Source organism: Chloroflexus sp. (assembly GCF_056331925.1).
The window spans coordinates 87,932-105,119 of sequence record NZ_JBWGQH010000009.1 but is presented as its reverse complement, the minus strand read 5'-3'; the positions used below and the strand labels follow the sequence as shown (position 1 = coordinate 105,119).

At 55.9% G+C, this 17,188-nt stretch carries 16 protein-coding genes; 8 read left to right on the top strand and 8 right to left on the bottom strand.

All coding sequences use genetic code 11. The features are described from left to right. Positions 1-32: 32 nt before the first annotated feature. A complete protein-coding gene (locus AC01ZF_RS06775) occupies positions 33-1,049 on the bottom strand; it encodes a hypothetical protein (protein WP_428131832.1) in 1,017 nt (338 codons plus the stop codon). Next, a complete protein-coding gene (locus AC01ZF_RS06770) occupies positions 1,046-3,178 on the bottom strand; it encodes a S8 family serine peptidase (RefSeq protein ID WP_428131827.1) in 2,133 nt (710 codons plus the stop codon). The genes AC01ZF_RS06775 and AC01ZF_RS06770 overlap by 4 nt, the downstream gene beginning before the upstream one ends. Positions 3,179-3,615: 437 nt before the next feature. Between AC01ZF_RS06770 and AC01ZF_RS06765 the strand changes: the two genes are divergently transcribed. The 3 genes from AC01ZF_RS06765 to AC01ZF_RS06755 all read left to right on the top strand — a co-directional run bounded on the left by AC01ZF_RS06765 (position 3,616) and on the right by AC01ZF_RS06755 (position 5,559). Then, positions 3,616-4,329, top strand: a complete 714-nt coding sequence (locus AC01ZF_RS06765) for a hypothetical protein (protein WP_424676108.1) — start codon at positions 3,616-3,618, stop codon at positions 4,327-4,329. A gap of 130 nt (positions 4,330-4,459) precedes the next feature. Further along, positions 4,460-4,873 carry a hypothetical protein gene (locus AC01ZF_RS06760; RefSeq protein ID WP_424676109.1) on the top strand — a complete coding sequence of 138 codons (414 nt, stop codon included), beginning with the start codon at positions 4,460-4,462 and terminating at the stop codon, positions 4,871-4,873. Positions 4,874-4,893: 20 nt separating this feature from the next. Next, positions 4,894-5,559, top strand: a complete 666-nt coding sequence (locus tag AC01ZF_RS06755; protein ID WP_424676110.1) for an SOS response-associated peptidase — start codon at positions 4,894-4,896, stop codon at positions 5,557-5,559. Positions 5,560-5,562: 3 nt separating this feature from the next. On the opposite strand, the gene murA is transcribed toward AC01ZF_RS06755, so the two are convergent. After that, positions 5,563-6,855: a UDP-N-acetylglucosamine 1-carboxyvinyltransferase gene (gene murA, locus AC01ZF_RS06750; protein ID WP_424676111.1), complete on the bottom strand. Its 1,293-nt coding sequence runs from the start codon at positions 6,853-6,855 to the stop codon at positions 5,563-5,565. 90 nt (positions 6,856-6,945) lie between these two features. Then, entirely contained in the window at positions 6,946-8,007 is a 1,062-nt protein-coding gene (locus AC01ZF_RS06745) for a hypothetical protein (protein ID WP_428131822.1), read from the bottom strand. Between the two features lie 151 nt (positions 8,008-8,158). On the opposite strand from AC01ZF_RS06745, the gene AC01ZF_RS06740 reads away from it, so the two are divergent. From AC01ZF_RS06740 to AC01ZF_RS06730, 3 genes are read left to right on the top strand one after another with little or no spacing between them, the layout of a single operon-like run. Next, positions 8,159-8,509, top strand: a complete 351-nt coding sequence (locus AC01ZF_RS06740; protein WP_015941283.1) for an STAS domain-containing protein — start codon at positions 8,159-8,161, stop codon at positions 8,507-8,509. Positions 8,510-8,553: 44 nt separating this feature from the next. Then, the gene (locus AC01ZF_RS06735) at positions 8,554-9,303 is read left to right on the top strand and encodes an anti-sigma factor antagonist (protein WP_424676113.1); all 750 of its coding nucleotides are present in this window, start codon (positions 8,554-8,556) and stop codon (positions 9,301-9,303) included. Then, on the top strand, positions 9,304-12,297 hold the full coding sequence (locus AC01ZF_RS06730) for a SpoIIE family protein phosphatase (RefSeq protein ID WP_424676114.1): 2,994 nt from the start codon (positions 9,304-9,306) through the stop codon (positions 12,295-12,297). A gap of 167 nt (positions 12,298-12,464) precedes the next feature. Here the strand turns inward: AC01ZF_RS06730 and AC01ZF_RS06725 are convergent, their stop codons facing one another. The 4 genes from AC01ZF_RS06725 to AC01ZF_RS06710 all read right to left on the bottom strand — a co-directional run bounded on the left by AC01ZF_RS06725 (position 12,465) and on the right by AC01ZF_RS06710 (position 15,256). Next, positions 12,465-13,250: an alpha/beta hydrolase gene (locus AC01ZF_RS06725; protein WP_424676115.1), complete on the bottom strand. Its 786-nt coding sequence runs from the start codon at positions 13,248-13,250 to the stop codon at positions 12,465-12,467. Then, positions 13,243-14,085 (bottom strand): ComEA family DNA-binding protein, encoded by an 843-nt coding sequence (locus tag AC01ZF_RS06720; protein ID WP_476575226.1) that lies wholly within the window; start codon positions 14,083-14,085, stop codon positions 13,243-13,245. Before AC01ZF_RS06720 ends, AC01ZF_RS06725 begins: the two co-directional genes overlap by 8 nt. A 51-nt stretch (positions 14,086-14,136) precedes the next feature. Then, positions 14,137-14,997 (bottom strand): deoxyribonuclease IV, encoded by an 861-nt coding sequence (locus tag AC01ZF_RS06715; RefSeq protein ID WP_424674843.1) that lies wholly within the window; start codon positions 14,995-14,997, stop codon positions 14,137-14,139. 82 nt (positions 14,998-15,079) lie between these two features. After that, entirely contained in the window at positions 15,080-15,256 is a 177-nt protein-coding gene (locus tag AC01ZF_RS06710; RefSeq protein WP_428131817.1) for a DUF2256 domain-containing protein, read from the bottom strand. 123 nt (positions 15,257-15,379) lie between these two features. Here AC01ZF_RS06710 and AC01ZF_RS06705 point away from each other — a divergent pair, with 123 nt between their 5' ends. Both AC01ZF_RS06705 and AC01ZF_RS06700 read left to right on the top strand, forming a co-directional pair. Continuing rightward, complete coding sequence (locus AC01ZF_RS06705) at positions 15,380-16,492, top strand: RNA-guided endonuclease InsQ/TnpB family protein (protein WP_424674845.1); 1,113 nt, start codon at positions 15,380-15,382, stop codon at positions 16,490-16,492. 115 nt (positions 16,493-16,607) lie between these two features. Beyond that, the coding region (locus tag AC01ZF_RS06700) for a ComF family protein (protein ID WP_476575225.1) at positions 16,608-17,188 on the top strand (581 nt) is incomplete at its 3' end.

Genomic DNA, 17,188 nt, shown 5'->3' with positions numbered 1-17,188 from the left:
CGCCGTGGTTGATGGTGTTGTAACGCGACCGCCTAACGGACAATGATCGCACTCGCCTCGCGACCTGCCGGCGCGAAGGAGTATTGCAAGAGAATGCCTGAATCGGTCACATCACTTGGGGCGTTGAAGCGGTACACAGTCGTCGTGAGCGAACCGTTTGCCGGTACCACCCCACTACCGGTGTCAATATCGAAGCGTGGTGCGCCGAGCACTGTGCTTATCCCCTCAATCTTGCTCAACTCGAAGCCGGTGAAGTAGTTGTCGTAAGTGTAGGCATCGACGTTGATCTGCTGACCAAGGCTCGCCACCCCGATTTGACTGCCACACAGTGTCAGCACCGTATTCGCGCTGTTGGTTGCATGAGCAGTGAAAAAGAAGGCACTGTACGGTCCACCTACCGGACCGACAAAGAAGGCATTGCGTCCATCACTGGCAAAGTTACCAACCTCCGCCGTGTAGCCAACATAATCGGGAGTACCATTACGGTCGGTATCGAACAGCAGATCGATCTCCACCGGATAGTTGGAATGGGTAATCCGCTGGTGCGTCGTAACTGCAAACTGGATCAGCGGGCTATTAGCCGGACAAATGCCGGTCCCATCGAAGGCACGGACACCCACATAACGCAGATCCATGGGCGGCATCTGCATTCCGGACCCTAGTGAAGCATTCACAGTGGTGTTGCTCCCGATCAGCGTGAATGGATCAACCGATACTGGATTGGCGCCAGTGTTGGTTAAACGCGCCATCGCCGGGCTGCCGGTCGTCGCCCGTACTGAAGCGGGTGCGCTCACGTTACCTGCAGCCCGCGGTAACACATGCCACGGCATCGTCAAGTCGTTAGCAGTACCAGGCGCATCAAGCACCAGATAGCCATCGTACTCGACGGCAGTCAGCGCTGCACCGTTGCCTCCGTTCGGCCCTGAATTGAGTATCCACACCGGCAGTTTCGTCGGATCAATGCGCAACGTCAGCGTGAACGTGCGCCGGCTACGCGGCGGCACCGTGATTGTGGTTACCGATGTGCTTGGGGTAATCGCCCCACTCACTGCATCGTTAGCAAAGCGGAAGGTCGGCGTGATCGTATAGGCGACGTATTGCCGTAGTTACGCACGACTATCGTGCGGCGTAGCGTGGTCGGGTTGCGCGTTGCCTCAACCAACCCAAATGAGATAGTCGCTGCTCCGTTGCTCAATTCCCACGCACTGGCCTGTGCCGCGATTGCGCGGTTGATGCGTACCTCACCACCACCGATACGGGTAATTGGAGCCAAGGCCGAACCAACGAAGACCGGCGGACCGTTGTAGATATTCGTTTCCGCCGTGTTGATCAGACGTGCCTTCAGCTCCCACGGTGAGAGGCTCCAGTTTGAGGCGTTGTAAAGCAATGCCGCTGCGCCAGCCACCATCGGAGCAGCTCCAGAGGTCCCACCGAATGGTTCAACGCCGGTGCCACTACCGGCCACCGCCGAGATCGAGGCGCCCGGTGCGCCGATTTCCGGCTTGATGATCTGACCGTACATAATCTGATTGCCATAGGTCATCTGACCCATGGTCGGTCCGCGCGACGATGTGCCAACCACGCTACCGGCGTTGCTGACCGGATTCGCAAAGTCGATAGTCGCCGAGTTATTTACCCGCGCTTTCAAAGCATTGCCGGCAGTCTGTGTGATCGATAGTACCGGTACGGTCGGTGAGCCACCACCGAAGCCGAATGTCGGCGGGACTGCACCGGCCACGTTGTTTGCCACAATCACAGCTACAGCACCGGCGGCTGCTCCATTAGACCCCTTGACGCTGATGGCGCAGGTGCCGCGGTCAACCAGGAGAATTTGGCCGGTCAGTGAACCGGGTGGGTACGCGGTACAACCAAGTGCGTTACCCAGCGCTGCACCATAAATCAAGGTACCACTGACCGCTGTGCTCGGGATCGGCGCCCACGGCTGGGCAACACCGTACACCGTTGTACTGAGTACAGTAATCGGATACGATGAATCACTTGGTACCGCCGTCTGTGCCACCGAAAGGGCCGTGCGTGCCCCTGCCGGTGTGCCGGTAATGTAGGGGCGGTCGGAGCTATTGCCCGCCGAAGCAACAACCAAGATGCCGAGCGGCTGCAAATTATCGACGGCAATCGCCGCGTCGTCGTCGTAGTTCTGCCCATACGACGCACCCAGCGACATATTCACAATGTGCATGTGATCATCGGTGACACCGTCGCCGTTGGGGTCGGCTACCCAGTTGAGGCCTTGGAGAATAGCGACGCCACTGCACGACGACGATACCGCCGAACAGACTTTCACTGCAAACAGATCGACTTCCGGCGCTACTCCCTGTTGGCCGCCGATAATGTCGGCGACATGGGTGCCGTGCCCGCCAGCACATGTACCGCTGCTCAAACCGGATACACCACAGTCGATCGGATCGGGATCTGGCATCAGCGGCCCATTCGGCCACATTTCGCCGACAAAGTCATAGCCCCCTTTGACCCGATCGGTTGGGAAGAGGCCATCGAGAGTCGTGTTGCGCGAATCGGAGGGACTCGTGCCATATGCCGCTTGATACGCTTCGAGCGTACCAGGGCCGCCAAATGCAGCGTGGGTATAATCGATACCACTATCGAGCACGGCTACCCGTACATCTTTACCACGATAGCCGGCGACTTGTACTTCGGGCGTGGCTCCGATGTACGGCACCGTCTCCATCGGGGGTTGATCGGCACGCTCATAATCGACCACTGGATTGATTCGCACAACCTCAATATCACGGGCCAAGGCTGACAGTGCTGCACCATCTACTTCGACGATAACGGCGTTCAGCGCAACACGCAGCCGTGCCAGCTCGATCAGTGTCGGATCAATAGCGCGTAACCGCGCCAAAACTCGCTCCTGCTGCTGGCTGATACGGTTGAGTTGGGCCGCTTGTGCGGCACCCTGTGGGATACGTGCGGTTGGATTCTCACTGAGACGAATGACAACAGATTGCCGTCCGGTCACATTAATAAGACTCGGTGATAGCTTGATCGGTGCTTGATCGAGGGTTACCGGTTCATCTAGACGTAAAGCATCGAGTTTAGGAATCGGGCGGGGCGGTTGAGCGGTAATCGGTGTGACCAGTGTTATCGTCAGTAACAAACTTACCGCCAGTGTAATCAACGGTCGTTTTGGCATCGAATGCATAAACACTCCTCAGCTCCTATCACAATACAGGAAAGAGATTTAACACTTGCGCTGTCGAGATTGCTTACTCTGGACCTCCTTTCTTTTGGTCATCGGATAACGACCTATTCAAGGCTGAGCGAGCGCACAATGAGACACCGGAATTGGTATATCCCGTTGTTCCGGTTACTCAGCAGCAACGATGCTAGCAAGATGAGCTGAGGTTGGGAAAATGGTGGAGAGAAGATTAAACCGAGTGAATATATTTGTCAAGACAAGCACCATAAAAATTAATGACAAATTTTTAACGTTCAGATGAAAAATTGTTCATGCAAAAGCATTTATTTAGAAATACTAAACATATTTTCAACGACCTGCTACCACTCTTCAATTCGAATGTGCTCGGTACGTGCTTTATGCTATACTGCTATCAATACGATTCAAGGTGGAGGATCCTTGTGTCTACGATCAATAACCTCTCAGTCGTGATGTGGGCCACCGATGGCACCCACGTCGAGCGAGCAGTCACCGGTGCCGCCGCTACTGCCGCCCGTTTTAGCACCAACTACGAGATCATTATTGCTGCCGGACCGGCAGCCACCGACGCTGCGAACCGCGCTGCTACTCGTCCGTTCGTTTATGCTACATACCATCGTCAGCCGCGTCGTCCGGCCTATCTGCTACGCGACGCTTGCACCCTGATCGGTGGTGAGCTGGTCTTGGCGTTTGATGCGGCAACCCCACCCTCAGCCTCAGCCCTTGAACGATTGCTGACCGCCTACGATGGGCAAGACATCATCACCGGTATGCGGACACCGGCGCCTACCAGCTTGCTGCACCGTACCCACACCGCGCTCCTCAAGCAGATTTTGGTCAGCGATCAGGCCGATCCGCTTTTACCACTTGCCCTCTTTCGCGCCGAACTAATTGACCTGCTCCCTGGCGATGGTGAGCTAGCTCCACCGCTCGCGCACGTGTACGCCGTAGCCCGCCGTCGCAACTATACGACAGCGCAAATCGCTTTGCCAGCCCACAGTGCCCCGACCTGCCCATCCACCATCGGCGATGTCGCATCGCTTGCTGCCCAAGGCCCTGCCCGTAGCACTCGACCCGCTCTCGGTACGCTGATCGTTGTTGCTAGCCTTTGGTTGCTCTTGCGCCGACGCCGCTAAACGGTACATCGAGCGCAACGTTTTCATCGCTCCCTTCGTCATATAACTACCTGCACGTCCCGTTCATCTCGCACATAGCTGACGTGGAGGTCAATCGTTACCGGAAAGTTGCTACCATAAGGAGACAACCATGACACAATCGAATCAATCCCCCAACCAACCACCCGACCTCGGCACAGCCCTGCGCGAGTTAGGCCAACAGCTCGAAACAGCGTTTCGCGCTGCAATCGACAACGAGCACACGCGCCAGGTCCAGCAAGAGTTGGTGAGCGGTTTTCGCAACCTTGGCGAGCAGGTCCAGTCGGCTTTGAAAACCATTGCCGACGACCCGCGCTTGCAAGAGCTGGCCGAACGTGGTCAACAAAAGTTGCACGAGCTTGAGCGGAGCCAAGCAGCCCAAGAGTTGCAACATGCGCTTGCCCAAGGGATCGATCAGCTTAACAAGCAGTTGGCCGAGTTTATCAGACGGATGCAGCCCCCTGCCGGCGGTGAGCCATCAACCGGCGCAACGACGCCGCTCGATAAAGACAACGACTCTTTTTAAGCTTACGTGATGGTTGCACGATGTGTGGGCGTTATACCTTAGCCGTTTCATCGGCCAAATTAGCTGAACGTTTTGCTATTCCTCCAATCTCCGATCTCCAACCACGCTACAATATCGCACCGACCCAGCCGGTGGTGGTAGTACGAGAAGGCAACGACGGACGGGAGGGGGTATCCATGCGTTGGGGCTTGATCCCTTCGTGGGCGAAAGATGCCTCAGTCGGGGTGAAGTTGATCAACGCTCGTAGCGAAACGGTACTCGAAAAACCGTCGTTTCGCACCGCCTTCCGTCGCCGTCGCTGCCTCATTCCGGCCTCCGGTTTCTACGAGTGGCAGACAACGGCAACCGGTAAGCAGCCGTTTTACTTCACTCCGGTGGCCGATGATCTGATGGCTTTTGCCGGGCTGTGGGATCAATGGCAGGCGCCTATCGGTGAAGTGATCGAGAGTTGCACGATCTTGACCACCACCGCGAATGAGATAGTTACTCCCATCCACAACCGGATGCCGGTGATTGTGCCACCGGAATTCACTACTTTCTGGCTCGATCCGGCGACCGATATTCCACACCTGCATGCATTTTGCCTTACTCCGCCACCGGTGGCCCTCCACAGCTATCCGGTCGGTAAGGCGGTAAATCAGGTGCGTAACGATGGACCGGCGTTGATTGAGCCGGCTGCGATCTAAACCCTACGCCGACCGCACCCGCTTGATTCGCGCACCAAGAGCGGCTAACCGCTCTTCGATCCGCTCGTAGCCGCGGTCGATTTGACCGATGTTGTAGATGACACTTCGCCCCTTCGCACATAGCGCCGCTGTGACCAAGGCCATACCGGCCCGAATATCCGGGCTAGGTAACCCGTCTGGCTCGCCGTAGAGTTGCGATGGCCCGACCACAACCGCTCGGTGCGGATCGCAGAGCACGATCCGCGCCCCCATGCCGATCAGCCGGTCAACAAAAAACAGACGGCTCTCAAACATCTTCTCGTGAATTAAAACGGTCCCACGCGCTTGCGTGGCGACCACAATCGCCGTACTGATCAGGTCAGGGTTAAAGCCGGGCCATGGCGCCGAATCGATCTTTGGAATCGCCCCGTGCAGATCGTGACGCACGACTAACTCTTGATCGGCGGGAACGATAATGTCGTTACCCTCTTCACGCCACATCACTCCCAGGCGCCCAAACATAATCTTGGTCATGCGATGCTCACGTGGCCGCGCATCGACGATCCGCAATTCACTTCGGGTAACCGCTGCCAACCCGATCAGCGATCCTACCTCCATAAAGTCGGGGCCAATCGTATAATCCGCCCCGCGTAAACGGCTGACCCCCTCGATTTCGAGCAGGTTGGTACCAATACCGCTGATCCGCGCCCCCATCTGGTTGAGAAAATGACAGAGATCTTGGACGTGTGGCTCAGAAGCCGCATTGGCAATCGTGGTATGTCCTTCGGCAACTGAAGCAGCGATGATCGCTTGCTCGGTACCGGTCACGCTCATCTCATCGAGAAACAGGTCGGCACTGCGCAACCCTTCGGTTGTCAAGATGTAGCTGGTTGGCGTCACTTCAACATGCACACCCAACGCCTGCAACGCCAGCAAGTGGGTATCGAGCCGCCGCCGACCGATTGCATCTCCGCCGGGACGCGGTAATGTGACGTAGCCACGCCGAAACAAGAGCGGACCGGCTAACAGGGGTGAGGTACGGATACGACGGGCTAGCGCAACATCAGGGTCGTGTGAGGGCAGATGAGCGGCATGCAATTGCACGACATTCGGTGCAGGTTGCTCGATCTGAACACCAAGGTGGGCCAGTAACGCGAGTTTGGTGCGTACATCGCCGATATCCGGAATGTTACGCAACGTTACCGGCTCATCGGTTAACAAGCTGGCGGCAAGTAAAGGGAGGGCGGCATTCTTGTTGCCGGCTGGCCGGATCGAACCGGACAGTCGGTACCCACCTTCAATCACAAAATGATCCATACGGTTTATTCCTATTGTGGTGTTGAATCTCCAATCAGCCGTTGGCGTCCGCGGCATACGGCACAGGGCGAGCCGATGTTTGCCAAGCGGTTACTTTTCTTTCCGGCGAAACCGGCTGCGCAACGCCTCTCCCCAACGTTGCCAACGATTGACTTGGATGGCACCGGTACGACGAGCTTGTGCAATCAGATCGGCAGCTCGTGCGCGGCCCAATGCCAATGCTTCGCGTCCTAGTTCTTTTAAACGCGCTTGATCGATAATTTCGCCTTCGGCAAACCAGCGCCACGCTGCCATTCCGGTGGTATACGTGCCGGCGTAGGCAATTGCTACCTTTGGCGCTACCCCCCAGATCGGTATCAGCCCGACGAGCGAGCGCGCTAATTGGCGCCAGATGAAAGCCCCTCCGATCACCGGCAAAACTTCTCGCAATCGCTCACGAATATCGGGCGGTGCTCCGTAGGCAAGAGCGAGCCGATACACGAGTATCGCTTGATTTTTGGTCAAGACCAGGATATCGGCTGCGGCAAACGGCACATTAAAGATTGGAATCTGCGCCGGTAAAGCCGTTGCCAGTACATATGAAGCGTTGGTAAACGAGACGTTATTGATCAATTGGCGCGCTACGGTTGCCCGTAGACCGGGTAACCGCCGAGCTGCCGCAAGGTGCAACTCAGTCGGTAAGCGGTCGAGGATTGCGCTTGCCAATTGTTCATCAACATCAGGTGTCATTGGATCAGGCACCACCAACAACCGAGCATGGGCAACGCGCGGATGCAATGGCCCGGCGTCAGCCGGTAGCGCCGTCCCCCATACTACGACAACGGTCGGTAATGCTAAGGCAGCTAATCGATCGATCGTCGTCAATTCACGCGCCGAGAGACGAGTAGTACGTTCAAGTCCGATAATAATAAGATCGACACTGTGTAACTCATCGGGTATGATCGTCGCCAAACTTGCGAGCTGGATTGGTGAAGGCCCGATCGGCCCGTACCGTTGGGTACCACGCTCGAGGCGGGTTGCAATCTCCTGACACACCCCCACTGCCCCCACACAGACAATGGTTAGTGGTCGTTCGGCTTCGGTACGGATTGCCGCAACATCAATTTCGCGCAGTGTGTTAAAAGCAACACTGAGATCGTTCCATTTCGGCATAATGACATACCTCTAAATAACCGGCCGATCCTACCGGCGGTGTCATTATAGCACGGACATTGCCTCTTTTTCTGAACTCTGCAACTGTATGGTATAATGTACTTCAGTATCGCTTGATGCGTCGCAAGCGCCTGTTGAGGAGGAACTAAGGATGGAACTCACTCACCGCCGGCTCAATCGAGTTGATCTCATTGAGGTTATCGGGCGTGTTGACGCAGCTACTGCTCCCCAACTCAAGCAACTCATCGAGTCCATTTTTAACGACGGTCGTTATCGCATTGTCCTGGATCTCAGCCGGCTTGAATATATTAGTAGCCCCGGTTTGCGTGTCTTGATCGAAGCGCGCAAAAAGGCCCGGGAATGGAAAATCACCGATCTTGAAGGTGGTGATGTGCGTATTGCCAACTTACCACCTCGGATAAAAGAAGTCTTCGACCTAACCGGCTTTAGCTCGCTGTTCGAGATCTATGGCGATACCGTCGAAGCAGTTGGATCGTTTTAGCCCTGCTCAATGCCGGTTCGTATACACCGGTCTACCCGATCGCCATGGAGAGTATTACCCTTACCGCCGACCTCGATGCATTAGCTAAAATTAGCGCGTTTATTACTGCCGCTGCCGAACGTTGCGGTCTTGATGATCGGGCAACATGGCAAGTCCAGCTCGCTGTTGATGAGGCCGTCACAAATGTCATTCAGCACGCTTACGATCCCGATCGGCCCGGCGATCTAACCCTGAGTTGGCAGTGTCATGATCATCGGTTTATTGTGACCGTTCGTGATCATGGTCGCCAATTTGACCCCAATGCTGTGCCGGTGCCAGACATTACATCACCGCTTGAAGAGCGTCAGGTTGGCGGCTTAGGTATTTATCTGATTACCCGCTTGATGGATGAAGTCCGCTTTGAGTTTTCGCCACAGGGCGGCAATTTACTGACTATGGTAAAGTACCTGCCCCACGATCGGCCAGAGTCTTCTGATGAAGTGCAGGTCGTTCCGGTGCATGATCGGATCGATGCGCTTACCGCGCCTCGCCTAACCAAGTTGGTGAGCGAACGGATTAGCCAAGGTGCACGTCAGATTGTGCTTGACCTGAGCGCTGTGTCGTTTTTGTCGAGCAGTGGCTTGCGCGCCCTTCTCCTCATCCGTAAAGAGTTGATGACGCTCGGTGGGGAGCTACGACTGGCGGCGCTTCAACCTCAAGTCTATGAAGTCTTCACTATCACCGGCTTCACCCAGGTGTTCAACATTCATCCTTCTGTGGCTGAAGCTCGGGCAGCATTTTCCCAGAGGCGTTGATTGTCGCGCGAACACCTGCTGACATGGTACGGTTTTATCGTCGGCGGGGTGGCATGGGGCTGGCTGCTACTGTTACCAACCGTACCGACAGTACCGGCGTTGGTGGTATTGTTCGCTGTACTGGCCTTCGCTGTTGATCTGCTTGCGTTCCGCACCCCTCCTGCCGATGTTCATAGTCTTGCCCCATTGGTATTGGTCAGCGCTAGTCTCGCGCTAGGACCTATTCCTGCGGCATGGATCGCAGCCGTCGAGGGATTTGTCTCTGGCGTGACGATTCTGTTGCAGACCAACCGTCCGCGTACTCTGTTTTCGCTCTTGGGACGACCATTGTTACGGAGCGGTTTACGCGCGCTTGGTTTGCTGGTCGGTGCATGGCTTGCCACTATCTCAAGCGGTCAACCACTGACGGCATTACCGATGTCGCATGTATTTGGCTGGACACTGCTTAGCTTTCCATTCGTGACTCAACTTGGGCGGATCGGGCGTGAGCTGTTGCAGGGTGGCTACAGCGGGCTGGCAACGTGGTGGCGCTCGGCGTGGCCGGCTATCCTCGGTGCAGAGATGGCTCCGCTGCCACTGGCATGGCTGGGCGCAGCGATTGCCCACGATCTCGGTATGCTCCATTTGATACTGGCCGGAGGAGCATTAGTTGCATCAGCAGCGATTTTGCGTCGCTCATCGCTCAACCTCCAACGCCAGCGTCGCTCGATGCGCGAGTTGGCACGGCTTAACGAAGTGAGCCGGGCGATCATCCGTAGCGAACTTGATGTCGATGCCCTTTGTGAGTTGATCTACCGCGAGGCGAGCCGGATAGTTGACACCTCATCGTTCCACCTTGGTCTCTTCAACGGTCATTACTACACGCTCGTGGTGCGGGTCCAAGATCGGGTACGATTGCCACGGCTCACTGTCGATCTGTCGGAAAATAGCGGTCTGATCGGCTGGATTCGCGAAACCGGACGGGCGATTCTGGTCGAGGATTTTACGCGCGAGATGGATCGCCTCCCCGCCCGTCCACGTTATCAGAGCGAACGACCGCCACGTTCGGGTATCTATGTGCCGCTCATTGCCGGTGAGACGGTGATCGGTTCGATTTCGGTGCAAAGCTACGAACCGTCGGCATTTGACGCTAACGATCTGCGGCTGATCTCACTCATCGCCGATCAGGCCGCTGTGGCAATCGCACGGGCGCGAGCCTTTCACGAAGCACGTCAGCGGGCCAATCAGTTGCAAGCGATACGTGAGGTAAGCCAGCAAATTACCGCTATTCTCAATCTCGATCGGTTGTTACCCTCGATCGTGCAACTTATTCGTGAGCGTTTCGGCTATCATCCGGTACACATTTTTACCCTCTCACCCGACGATGAGCGAATCTACTTTCGTGCTTCTACCGCCGATGGTGCTGATCTCGAACGGTTACGTGCGCTTTCACTGCGTATCGGTCAGGGGTTGGTCGGTGAAGCAGTGCAACGCGGCGAACCGGTATTGGTCGGTGATGTGCTGAACGACCATCGTGCGATTCGCGATACCTTACAGACTCGCTCGGAATTGGCGGTACCGTTGCGTGTGGGTACGACGGTGATCGGTGTGCTTGATGTGCAGAGCGATGAACCGGACGATTTCGATGAAGATGATCTGTTCGTGATCCGGACGTTGGCCGATCAGATTGCGATTGCGATTGAGAGTGCTAATGCCTACACTGCTCAACAAGAGGAAGCCTGGACGCTGAATGCACTGCTCCAGATCGCCGAAAATATCGGTCGGGCGACGACACTCTCCGATCTACTGGCAACGGTGGTGCGCTTACCACCACTCCTGATGGGGTGTCCACGCTGTTATGTTGCCTTGTGGGATCGCGAACAGGGTGATTTTGTGGTACGTGCAGTGTACGGTTTGCCGGCCACAGCACGTACCGGTGTTCTAAACCAGCCGACACGTTCACCGTTTTTCTGGCGGTTACGAGAACGGACCGCCGAGACGGATCAACCACGGCTCGAACTGCTCTGGCAGGCCCAAGACAATGCCGATCAGTGGCCGACACTGATAACCGTAGCGCGCAGCGGTACTTTGGTTGGCTTACCGATCAGTGCCCGTAACACACTCCTCGGTGTCTTGGTGCTGGATTACAACGATCCGTTCGTTTCACTGAGTACGCGCCAGCAGAACCTTTGCACCGGTGCTGCGGCTCAGATTGCCGGTGCGCTGGAAAGTTTGCTGCTTGCTGCCGAAGCTGCCGAAGCTGCTCGTCTCGAACAAGAGTTACGTGTAGCGCGCGAGATTCAGCAATCGCTGCTGCCCACTCGTTTACCGAACGTTGCCGGTTGGCAGATAGAAGCTGCGTGGCAATCGGCCCGGCTGGTCGGCGGCGATTTCTACGATTTTTGGTCATTGCCGACCGGCACCGAACCACCTCGCGAACTAGGGTTCGTCATCGCCGATGTGAGTGATAAGGGCATACCGGCTGCCATGTTTATGACGATGGCGCGCTCGCTGGTGCGCGCTGCTGCACTCGATGGCTCGGCACCGGCACGAGCGATGGAACGCGCCAACCGCTGGCTTTACCGCGATTCCGAGTCGGGAATGTTTGTTACCCTCTTTTACGCCCGCCTTGATCTTATCACCGGTCAGCTTTGCTATACGTGTGCCGGACATAATCCTCCACTGTTGTACCGCGCAGCTACCGGTGAGATCGAAGAGCTACGTACACCCGGTATTGCGTTAGGAGTGTTGCCGGAAGCGACATTAGCGGAGGCGGAGGCACAGTTAGCACCGGGGGATGTGTTGGTCTGCTATACAGATGGTGCAACTGAGACGATCAATGAACTGCTTGTGCCCTTTGATGTTGATGGTTTACGGGCGGTGATCAAGGCCTACGCCATAGGACCGGCAGCAACTATTATGCAAGCAATTTTGGCTGCCGTTGCTCGTCATAGTCACGGCCAACCACCGTTTGACGATATTACGCTGATCGTGATTAAACGTGCGTCAACGTAAGTTTGGAGGTAGTAGCAGCGCACATTCCGATGGCGAATGCAATCCTTGTGCGAGAGAACCGACAACCATCGACAGAGAGCGAACTTGCATAGCGAAACAGCTCTGACCCTCGGCCAAGCGACTGTTGGCTGCGAGACAAATATGTAGGGATGTAGGAATGTCCCGCCCTATCTTGACAAAAACCGGCCAATCCGGTGAAAAATCGTCTGCCGGTACGGTCCGGTCAACAACAGTTGATGGCCGGTCGCCGGATAATAGACGACCTCGCAACTCACACCACCGATCCGTGCCGCAATCGCTGAAGCACTTGCCGGGTCAGCCGTATTGTCATCCCGACCGTGGACGATTAACACCGGCGTTCGTACTTCCGGTAGCACACGCCGAGCTGCTGCCAACGCCAGGCGTAGTTCATCAATCGCTGCCACCGACACCTTAACCGATCGGCGTAACATCTGCTGAATTGCCGGATCATCGAGATCAAGGTCAGGCTGTCGTCGCCAAATAGAAGCCCGCAGATCGGGACTAGAAAAATCAGCTTGCGCCAACAGATAAAACCACGGCACAACGTAGCGCGCCACACCCAACAAGTCTATCCGCCAGTCGCCACCGAGGCGGTACGGTGTCGCCAACATCACCAACCGATGCACCGGTCGTTCGGCGGCGAGCAGGGCTGCCAATGCCCCACCGAGCGAAAATCCGATCACCGAAACGGTAGCATAACGGTCGGTCAACCAATCAAATGCCTGCCGCACAGCCGCAAGCCAGTCACGCCAACTGACCGCCATTAAGTCTTCGGGATGACCGGTGTGCCCAGGTAGGCGCACACTAAGCACAGTAAGACCAGCCTCAGCTAAATAATTAGCGAGGCTGCGCATCTCACTAGGGTCACCGACAAAACCATGGATCAGTAAGCAGGCATGGTTGCCACGTGGCAGCAAATACGGTTCAGTCATGCGTAACGTAGACGAGCTTGCGGAAGGCGTTGATATTACGTTCACCAATGCCTGACACAGCTATCAGATCATCAACACTTTTAAACGGGCCGTGCGCTTTACGGTATGCGATGATTCGATCGGCCAGTACCGGTCCGATACCGGGTAAAGTTATGAGTGTGGCGCGGTCGGCGCGATTAATATCAACCGGTGTGAAATCTACTGCTGCTGAAGCTTCGATTAGCTCAGCAATCTCTTCTTCATCGCTCCTCGTATCAGGAGTCGCTGGAGCGGCTCCCTCGGCGCTTGCCCCCAACGTGCTCGGCCCCGCAGCCGCCGGGTCGCGTGCTTCCTCGGCGCTTGCCCCCAACGTGCTCGGCCCCGCAGCCGCCGGGTCGCGTGCTTGAGATACTGGAGTAGCGGATGACGGTACCTCTGACAGAGGCAAAGACACCTCAGACAAAACCGACGCAGATGAGACCTGATCTGACGAAGGCTCACCGGCACCATTCCGACTAACCATCGTCTCACCAGTCGACATAGGGCGACGACGAGTCTCTGGCGGTGGACCACGATGCACCCGCGTCACCACCGGACGCGGCCCACTCGTAGACGTACTACTAGGAGCAGCACTCATCGATGTCTGTTTCGGTGGCTCACCGCGATGCACCTGCGTCACCACCGGACGCGGCCCACTTTCTACAGAAGAGGAAGTCGGCGGGGTCGATTGCGGAGTCACCGGTTTCGCGGGTGACGGTACAAACGAAGGCAATACCTCGGTACCGCTTTGCATACGGCGCCAAATCAGATACCCAATTCCAACTAGGAGAACAACAAATAACAACTTCCGCCACATAGTCGTGTGCTCCCCATCATACTCACACGAATCCACATCACACCTCGACACCTACGCTGCCGTCATCTGTACCAAGGATCGTAACAGAGCCAGATTCATTCGATCCTCCGCCATATCTTCACCCTTTGGCGTCTCAATAATCATCGGCAGATGGGCAAAGCGCGGGTCATTAACCAATAGCCGGAATGCCTCCGTACCGATGCACCCCTGCCCAATATGTGCGTGGCGATCAACCCGGCTCCCCAAATCCTTTTGCGAATCGTTCAGATGAAAACACTTTACCCGTTCCAGACCAACCAAGCGGTCGAGTTCAGCAAACGTTGCGGCATACGTATCGGGGTCACGAATATCGTAGCCAGCAGCAAAGATATGGCACGTATCGACACAGACACCGAGGCGGTCGTGGTAAGGGATCAACTCAAACAAGCGAGCTAAATGTTCAAAGCGATACCCCAAAGCTGTCCCTTGACCAGCCGTCGTTTCAAGCAAGATCATCGTCGGACCACCCACACCCTCGACGAGCAAGCGACTGATCGCATCAGCAACCCGGACCAAACCGGCTTCTTCACCAATCCCAGTATGAGCACCGGGATGGGTTACGAGATAGGGTATCTTAAGCTGGGCACAGCGTTCAAGTTCATCAGCAAAAGCTGCAATCGACTTCTCACGCAGATCATCAGCGGGAGCAGCGAGATTGATCAGATACGAGTCGTGGACGATCACCGGATGGATACCGGTACGCTGCTGTTCAGCCTGAAATGCAGCCACCTCTTCGGCAGAAATCGGTTTCGCCACCCATTGTCGTTCATTCTTGGCGAAAATCTGCATAGCATCAAGCCCAACCGACTCGCCGCGCGCAAACGACTTCGAGACACCGCCTGAAATAGACATATGTGCGCCGAATCGGGGCATACCAACTTCCTCATCTTCACTGCCGGCGGATACCAGATATAGCAATTATATCACGCCTTGTCGGCACCTTTCGCGCCCTATATCACAAGCGCGCGGCACGCCGACAACGCTCTGAGCAATAGCGTACCTCATCCCAACAGCGTGCCCACTTTTTACGCCATTCAAACGGGCGACCACACCCGACACAGACTTTCGTAGGTAATTGGCCTTTACGTTTCGGAGTATGAGCGGTAGCATTTGTAAGTTTTGTGCGCGCCATAGCGAATCCTTTTGCCGACTCAAACGGTATATAAGTAGAGTACCAAAACTCGCCAGACATGGGTCAAACCGACAGCAACAACAAACTAAACCCAACACCTCACCTCACGCCCAAGGAGCGAGGATGACAGAACTAAAAGCATATCAATATCGCCTCACCCCAACAAAAGGCCAAGTACGTCTGCTTGAACAGACGCTTGAGCTTTGTCGTTGGGTATACAACGAAACGCTAGCCTACCGCAAACAGGTATGGAAAAACCAGCGATTACACATCGAACTAGGCAAAACCAACGCCCTACTTGCGAGTTGGAGAACAAGCCATCCCGAACTTAAACGAATCCACTATCACGTCTTACAGGACATTCAGAAACGAGTACATCATGCATGGGAAGCCTTTGTGCGGCGCATCAAGCGTGGGCACAAAGCAGGCTTTCCACGCTTCAAAGGACGCGGCTGGTATGACAGTTTCACATTCAGGCAAGTGGGATACAGTCTCAGCATCAATGGGCAGTGGATCAACCTTTTCAACATTGGGCGAGTACGGATGATCGTACATCGCCGAATTGCAGGCACTATCAAGACACTAACAATTCGTCGGACACGAACAGGAAAATGGTATGCATCATTCGTAGTCGAAACGCACCCCAAAACATTACCACCAACTAACCGCGCAGTCGGCGTTGATGTTGGATTGCAACAATTTGCCACACTATCAACCGGTGAAGTGATCGCCAATCCACGCTTCTTTCGCAAAGACGAAAAAGCCCTGCGCAAAGCCCAACGTCGGCTGGCGAAAACCGAGCAAAACACACCCGAACGAGCGAAACGCCAAAAAGTGGTAGCCCACATTCACGAACGGATCACAAACCGCCGCAAAGACTTCGCCCACAAACTCAGTCGGCGGCTCGCCAATGAATTCGACGTCATCGTATTCGAGCAACTACGCATCGCACAGATGATCAAGGCTCGTCGCCTCGCAAAAAGTATCTCCGATGCAGCATGGCGACAGCTCATCACCTACACACACTACAAGGCTGCAAGCGCCGGTAGGATGTTTGTAGAAGTTGATCCGCGCGGCACCTCACAACGGTGCAGCCGATGTCGTAGCATCGTCAAAAAAGATCTATCAACGCGACTGCACCGATGTCAAACATGCGGCTTAGAAATCGACCGCGATCACAATGCTGCGTTAAACATTTTAGCTGTGGGACTACACAGCTTGGGTAGAAATCCCTAGAAGCCTACCTCCTGAAAAGGGACTGGGGCGAAGGTTTGCTACCGGTATGAACGTCTATGCCGTGGAGAAACTTTATAGAAGCCTACATCCTGAAAAGGGGACTGGGATTAGTCACATGATTGGATGGTTGTTTCCAGACCATTGTGCCGGATGCGGTCGTCTCACCGGAGAGTTGTTCTGCGCCGACTGTCGCGCTCGGCTCCGTCCCTACCCACCATTCCCGCCGCCAACCGGACTAACTGCGGCACGGGTAGCGTTCCGTTACGAAGGTGGCCTCGCTCACGCGATTCATCGGCTCAAATACGGTCATCGCCGGCGAATCGCGCGTCCGCTCGGCGATCTCCTTGCTGCTGTCGCCGGACCGCTCGACGCCGATGCCCTCATCGCAGTGCCGCTACACCCAACTCGGCTGCGCGAACGTGGCTTCAATCAGGCCGCCGAATTAGCGGCTCGTCTCCAACGTCCCGGCGCACCACCGCTAATCGACGGCCTCGCCCGCGTGCGCGCAACCCACCAACAGGCCCGACTGGAAGCCCCAGCCCGTACCGCCAACGTCGCTGGGGCTTTCGTGTGGATCGGATCGACACCACCCCCGCCCCGGCTTATCCTCATCGATGATGTCCTCACCACCGGCGCCACCCTCGCCGCCTGCGCCGCCGCCCTGCGCGCCGCTGGCGCCCACACAGTCAGTGCCCT